The organism is Mesorhizobium sp. M7A.F.Ca.CA.002.15.2.1, from assembly GCF_003998715.1.
Lineage (GTDB): Bacteria > Pseudomonadota > Alphaproteobacteria > Rhizobiales > Rhizobiaceae > Mesorhizobium > Mesorhizobium ciceri.
Genome location: NZ_RZPI01000471.1, coordinates 1 through 4488 on the forward strand (window position 1 = coordinate 1; position 4488 = coordinate 4488).

Consider the following 4488-nt stretch of genomic DNA (forward strand, 5'->3'; position numbering starts at 1 on the left):
GCGGAAGACGGAAAGAAACAGCTTTTGCATCTGGTGTTCGGTGGCGAACTGAAGAAGCTTGGCGGCACCGAATTCCGCGATCTCGACGGGCTCGACATCGTCGGCATCTATCCCGACTATCAATCCGCGCACACGGCGTGGAAAGCCAAGGCGCAAGCCAGCGTGGACAACGCTCACATGCGTTACTTCGTCGTTCATCTGCACCGGCTGCTGGACCCCGACAACAAGGCTGCCGGTTGACTTCGATGGAGCATGACCTGGCGAAAGGGCCAGCAAGCGATGCCGCGCCCACGGGCAGGGGACGCAGCCGCACGACCAAGGCCTTCTGGCGCAAGATTCGCCAACCGCTTGCGCAGTCGCGATTCGTCAAGAACGCCATCGCCAGCCTGTTCGCCCAGTTCGTCCGCTTCGTGCGCCTCACCAATCGCGTCGTCGAGGGATCGGCACGGTTTTCGGGCGGTGCCTATACCGAGTTCGAGCCTGGCATCATCGCCTTGTGGCACGGCCAGCATCTGCTGACGCCTGCCTATTATCCCAAGCGCAAGCCGCTGGTCGCCATGGTTTCGCGCAGCGCCGATGCCGAGCTCAACGCCTTGATGCTGGAAAAATTCGGCATCGAGGCTGTGCGCGGCTCGGGCGGGCGGGAAAATGCCAGGCACCTCGACAAGGGTGGAGCGAAAGCGCTTATCGCCCTGAAAAAGTCGCTCGCCGTCGGCAAGAACGTCGCCATGATCGCAGATATTCCGCACGGCACGCCGCGAGACGCAGGACTTGGTATCGTTCTCCTGGCTCGCCTCTCGGGCCGGCCGCTTGTGCCCGTCGCCATCACCACCAGCCGCCGCAAGGTGCTGGAGAAGAGCTGGGACAAGACCACCATTAACCTGCCGTTCGGCCGTTCGTCGATCGTCATTGGCCAGCCGATCTTCGTGGCGGCCGGCGCCGATGACGCCGAAATGGAGCGCAAGCGCCAGGAAGTGACGACAGCGCTCAATGCCGCGACCGCCGAGGCTTACCGTCTCGTGGATGCTCCGCGATGAGCGGCCGCTGGGCACGGGCCATGCTGTCGGCTTACCGATTCGCGGGTGCGGCAGCCTATCCGCTGGTCGGGCCCTACGTTGCCTGGCGCACCTCGCGCGGCAAGGAAGACCGCTACCGCCGCCGCGAGCGCTATGGCGTCGCCGGCCGCGCGCGCCCCGACGGGCCGGTGATCTGGATCCATGCCGCGAGCGTCGGCGAGACCATAGCCGTCGTGCCGCTGGTCGAAAGCATTCTCGACTATGGCGTCAACATCGTGCTGACGACCGGCACGGTGACCTCTGCGCAGGTCGCCGACGAGCGGCTCGGTGACCGCATCATCCATCAATATGTACCGCTCGACCTCAAGCCGGCGGTCAGCCGGTTCCTCGATCACTGGCAGCCGGATCTGGCAATCATCGCCGAATCCGAGATCTGGCCGATGACCATCCTCGAGCTTGGCGCGCGACGCGTGCCGCAGGTGCTGGTCAATGGCAGGCTGTCCGACCGCTCGTTCAAATCGTGGAAGAAACGCGCCAACATCGCCGAGGCGCTGTTCGAGAACCTGGCTCACGTCGTGGCGCAGTCGGATGTCGATGGCGAGCGGTTTCTCGCGCTCGGCGCGCGGCCGGTGACGGTGTCGGGCAACCTCAAGGTGGACACGTCGCCGCCTCCGGTCGACGAACGGGCGCTGGCGACACTGCGGCGGCAGATAGGCACGCGCCCGACCTGGGCGGCGATCTCGACCCATGACGGCGAGGAAGTGGTCGCGGCTGAAGTCCACGCGACGCTGCACAAGCGCCACCATGGTCTTCTGACCATCGTCGTTCCGCGTCATCCCGATCGCGCCGAGGCGCTTGCGGCGCAGATTTCCGGCATGGGCCTGAAGGTCGCGCGGCGCAGCAAGGGCGACAGGATCACGGCCGACACCGACATATTGCTTGGCGACACGATCGGCGAGATGGGGCTCTATCTCCGGCTGACGGAAATAGCCTTCGTCGGCCGCTCGCTGACCTCCGAGGGTGGCCAGAACCCGCTGGAGCCGGCCATGCTCGACACGGCGGTTCTCGCCGGGCGCAATGTGCAGAATTTTCGGGAGGCCTACCAGCGTCTCCTCGACAGCGGCGGCGCCAAGCTGGTGCGCGATCGCGACATGCTGGCCGGCGCCGTCAATTTCCTCCTGACCAACGAAGTGGCGCGCCACGAGATGATGGCGGCAGGCATTGCGACCGTCGACGAGATGCGCGGTGCGCTGGCGCGTACGCTGAAATCGCTTGAGCCCTACATCCAGCCGCTGGTCGTCAAGTCGCGCCTGAAGGGCGCGAACGGGCGCTAGCGTGGCCTCGGAAGCACCACCATTCTGGTGGGAAGAGCCGGACTGGCGGGTCCTGGCACTGTCGCCGCTGTCGGCCATCTATGCGGCTGCCGCCGGCCGCGGCATGCGGCGGGCCAAGCGTGAGAAGATCGAAGCACCTGTTCTGTGCATCGGCAATTTCACGGTTGGCGGCACCGGCAAGACACCGGTGGCCATCGCGCTCGCCAAGCAGGCCAAGCGCATGCATCTCAAACCAGGCTTCCTGTCGCGCGGCCATGGCGGCTCCTTCGCCGAGCCGCACGTGGTCGATATCGACCACGACAGCGCCCGGCATGTCGGCGACGAACCGCTGCTGCTCGCCGAACACGCGCCGGTGGCGGTGACGCCGAACCGCGCCGCCGGCGCCCGGCTGCTGCTGGAACGGAATGGCTGCGATTTCCTGATCATGGACGATGGCTTCCAGAGCGCCCGCATCCACATCGACTATGCGCTGGTCGTGGTCGATGCGCGCTACGGGATCGGCAACGGCCGCGTCATTCCGGGGGGGCCGCTCAGGGCCAAAATCGTCGACCAGCTGGTTTTCACCAGCGGGTTGTTGAAAATGGGCGAGGGCACTGCCGCCGACAGCGTGGTCCGCCAGGCGGCACGCGCCGGCCGGGCGATCTTCGAGGCCCATACAGAGCCAAGCGGCAAGGCAGGGCTTGCCGGCAAGCGGTTCCTCGCCTTCGCCGGTATCGGCCATCCCGAGAAATTCTTCGACACGGTGCGCGAGGCCGGCGGCGAACTGGCATTGACGCGGCCGTTTCCGGACCATCATTTCTATGCGGAGGACGAACTTGCCGAGCTGGCGGCGACCGCACGCACTGAGGGGCTGGTGCTCATCACCACCGCCAAGGACGCCGCCCGGCTGCGCCACGGCGCGTCACAGGACTTTCTCGACCGGCTCGAGGTGCTGGAGATCGACACGGTCTTCGAACTCGATCACGTTCCCGAGCGCATCATCGACGAGACGCTCGATGCCTGGCGCCAGCGCAAGCTGAAGGGTTAACTGCGCTTACGCAGCTCCGGATGCATCTCGATTTCACGGCGCAGCGAGGCGGTGGCGCTGATATAGGGCTCTTGCCTTGCGACGCTCCAGTACTTCAACTCGTCGAGCGGAATGCTTTCGCCTGTCACCGCGCAGCGCACGAACGCGCCGGGGCTGGTAACCTGGAAGTCGCCATCCAGGTAGCGGATGCGGGCTTCCTTGCCGCCGGGGCCTTCGAAACGGTTCATCATGCGGGGACGCCAGGGTTCATGAGAATTTCATCGCCATAAATTCCCGGCGAGGTCAAGCATGAGACAAGCCTGAGACAATGCTGAACGCTTATTGTGAAGCGGAAAAATGTAGTTGGTGGGCCGCAATGGACGTTTCCTCCACTCGTCTTCCCGCCCTGCTTAGGGAAGTGATGACGCCGCAAGCCGTGCCCTCGGGGCAGGCTGATCCAGTGATGACGGCACTGGTCAAGGCGCTGGTCCAACCGCCGGCGCCGTCTCTGCTCGCGCAGCAGACAGCGCCGGCGCTGTTGATTTTGCCGGCGGCGCCGATGGCCGTCAAATCGCAGCAGATCGCATCCGCCGGCATCGTCGATGCCTATCTTGCCCAGCTTGAGACGGGCGAAGAGGCGGCGTTGGCAACAGTCGTGGCGAGAAAGGCAAAACCCGAAGCCGAAACGCTGCGAGCCTTCTTGCCGCCTTCGACAACCGCCAATGACAATGCCTCCGCCAGGGTTGCGGGGCTGTCATTGCTGTCGCTTATCCCGCCGCAGGCTCCAGTCCCGCGCAACGCTGCCGCCCTGGGTACGCCGGCGGGCAGGCACAGGCCGGCCAATCAATCCCATGGTGCGGTGCCGCACCCTGAGCAGTTGCTGGTGAAAATTGGCTTTGTTTCGATAATGGCCGGTTTGCTGGGAGCGGTGATCCTTGGGTTCGTTTTGTTGTTGCTTCGCTGAGCTTCGAATCGGCCGGTTTTCCATATAGGTCCGGAAGGCCTATCGCTCGGCTTCGATAAACGCCTCGATCTTGTCCTGGGCCAGCCCGGCCTCTGCCGCGATGCGGCGGGCGAGGTCGGCGGCGGCGGCACGCGGCCGCCCCATCGGCCGGTCGAGGCAGCAGGATAC

General features: G+C 65.1%; 6 protein-coding genes. 5 read left to right on the forward strand and 1 reads right to left on the reverse strand.

The window, feature by feature from the left end; translation table 11 throughout:
* The 4 genes from ENZ74_RS22920 to lpxK form a co-directional block, all read left to right on the forward strand.
* Positions 1-240: DUF4170 domain-containing protein (locus tag ENZ74_RS22920; protein WP_164761146.1), on the forward strand; the 240-nt coding region annotated here is incomplete at its 5' end.
* Between the two features lie 5 nt (positions 241-245).
* Positions 246-1037: a lysophospholipid acyltransferase family protein gene (locus tag ENZ74_RS22925; RefSeq protein ID WP_013532344.1), complete on the forward strand. Its 792-nt coding sequence runs from the start codon at positions 246-248 to the stop codon at positions 1035-1037.
* Positions 1034-2350 (forward strand): lipid IV(A) 3-deoxy-D-manno-octulosonic acid transferase, encoded by a 1317-nt coding sequence (gene waaA, locus ENZ74_RS22930; RefSeq protein ID WP_013532343.1) that lies wholly within the window; start codon positions 1034-1036, stop codon positions 2348-2350. Before ENZ74_RS22925 ends, waaA begins: the two co-directional genes overlap by 4 nt.
* 1 nt (position 2351) lies before the next feature.
* Positions 2352-3377, forward strand: coding sequence for a tetraacyldisaccharide 4'-kinase (gene lpxK / locus ENZ74_RS22935; RefSeq protein ID WP_013532342.1), 1026 nt, complete (start codon positions 2352-2354; stop codon positions 3375-3377).
* Here the strand turns inward: lpxK and ENZ74_RS22940 are convergent.
* Positions 3374-3607 (reverse strand): DUF2093 domain-containing protein, encoded by a 234-nt coding sequence (locus ENZ74_RS22940; RefSeq protein ID WP_013532341.1) that lies wholly within the window; start codon positions 3605-3607, stop codon positions 3374-3376. The two genes, lpxK and ENZ74_RS22940, sit on opposite strands and share 4 nt — an antisense overlap.
* A gap of 77 nt (positions 3608-3684) precedes the next feature.
* On the opposite strand from ENZ74_RS22940, the gene ENZ74_RS22945 reads away from it, so the two are divergent.
* Positions 3685-4320 carry a hypothetical protein gene (locus ENZ74_RS22945; RefSeq protein WP_244514290.1) on the forward strand — a complete coding sequence of 212 codons (636 nt, stop codon included), beginning with the start codon at positions 3685-3687 and terminating at the stop codon, positions 4318-4320.
* The last annotated feature ends 168 nt before the right edge of the window (positions 4321-4488 follow it).

Bases quoted from the DNA above. Each gene is read 5' to 3' on its own strand.
- ENZ74_RS22925 (WP_013532344.1), top strand. From the start codon at position 246: ATGGAGCATGACCTGGCGAAAGGGCCAGCAAGCGATGCCGCGCCCACG.
- waaA (WP_013532343.1), top strand. From the start codon at position 1,034: ATGAGCGGCCGCTGGGCACGGGCCATGCTGTCGGCTTACCGATTCGCG.
- ENZ74_RS22940 (WP_013532341.1), bottom strand. From the start codon at position 3,607: ATGATGAACCGTTTCGAAGGCCCCGGCGGCAAGGAAGCCCGCATCCGC.
- ENZ74_RS22945 (WP_244514290.1), top strand. From the start codon at position 3,685: ATGCTGAACGCTTATTGTGAAGCGGAAAAATGTAGTTGGTGGGCCGCA.